At 71.6% G+C, this 1,191-nt stretch carries 1 protein-coding gene; it reads right to left on the bottom strand.

Annotated features, from left to right (window positions below; all coding sequences use genetic code 11):
* Window positions 1–1,069: cysteine--1-D-myo-inosityl 2-amino-2-deoxy-alpha-D-glucopyranoside ligase (gene mshC, locus ABD308_RS39055; RefSeq protein ID WP_344345826.1), on the bottom strand; the 1,069-nt coding region annotated here is incomplete at its 3' end.
* Window positions 1,070–1,191: the final 122 nt, after the last annotated feature.

The raw sequence follows: 1,191 nt of genomic DNA, 5'->3' as shown, positions 1-1,191 counted from the left end.
CCGGCAGCTTCTCGGCGGCCGGGCCGTCCGGCCGGGAGACGGCGGCGCGCCAGCGGGCGAGCCGCTCGACGGCCTCGTCCAGGGTGGCCTTGGTCCACTCCCAGTCCTCGCGGTAGTGGTGCGAGAGCAGGGCGAGGCGGATCGCGGCCGGGTCGACGCCCTCGCGGCGCAGCGCCGAGACGAAGACCAGGTTGCCGCGCGACTTGGACATCTTGTGGCCGTCCAGGCCGACCATGCCGGCGTGCACGTACGTCCGGGCGTACGGGTGGTCACCGGTGGCGACCTGGGCGTGCGAGGCGCCCATCTCGTGGTGCGGGAAGGAGAGGTCGCTGCCGCCGCCCTGGATGTCGAAGGACATCCCGAGGAACTGCAGCGCGATGGCGACGCACTCGATGTGCCAGCCGGGGCGGCCGTGGCCGAGCTCGGTGTCCCAGGCGGGCTCGCCGGGGCGGGCGGCCAGCCAGAGCAGGGCGTCCAGCGGGTGGCGCTTGCCCGGGCGGTCCGGGTCGCCGCCGCGCTCGGCGAAGACCGGGCGCATGGCGTCCTGGGCGAGGCCGGAGACCTCGCCGAAGCGCGGGTCGGACTCCACCGAGAAGTAGATGTCGCCGTCCAGCTCGTAGGCGGCGCCGCTCGCCAGCAGCTTCTGGACCAGCGGGACGATCCACGGGATGGACTCGACGGCGCCGATGTAGTGGGCCGGCGGGAGCAGCCGCAGCGCGGTCATGTCCTCCCGGAAGAGCGCGGTCTCGCGCTCGGCGAGGGCCACCCAGTCCTGGCCGGTCTCGACCGCGCGCTGCAGCAGCGGGTCGTCGACGTCGGTGACGTTCTGCACGTAGAGGACGTCGTGGCCGGCGTCCTTCCACACCCTCTGCACCAGGTCGAAGGCGTTGTAGGTGGCGGCGTGGCCCATGTGGGTCGCGTCGTAGGGCGTGATGCCGCAGACGTAGATCCGGGCGGTGCCGTCCTGCGGCACGACCTCCCGGATGCCTCCCGTCGCGGTGTCGTGGATTCGGAGGGGGAGCCCCTGACCAGGCAGGGCGGGAACCTCGGAGGCGGGCCAGGCATGCATGGCATTGACTTTAACCGTGAGAACATTTGAAAGCCTAACCAGTCGGCAAGATCGACTGGATTCGCTTCCTTTCGTAGCCCGAGCGGTTCCGGACCGATAGTGCCCGGCGCTTGACAGCGCCG

Source organism: Kitasatospora putterlickiae, from assembly GCF_039527695.1.
Lineage (GTDB): Bacteria > Actinomycetota > Actinomycetes > Streptomycetales > Streptomycetaceae > Kitasatospora > Kitasatospora putterlickiae.
Note: the sequence above shows the minus strand (reverse complement) of the source record. Positions and strands in the feature narration are given on the sequence as shown.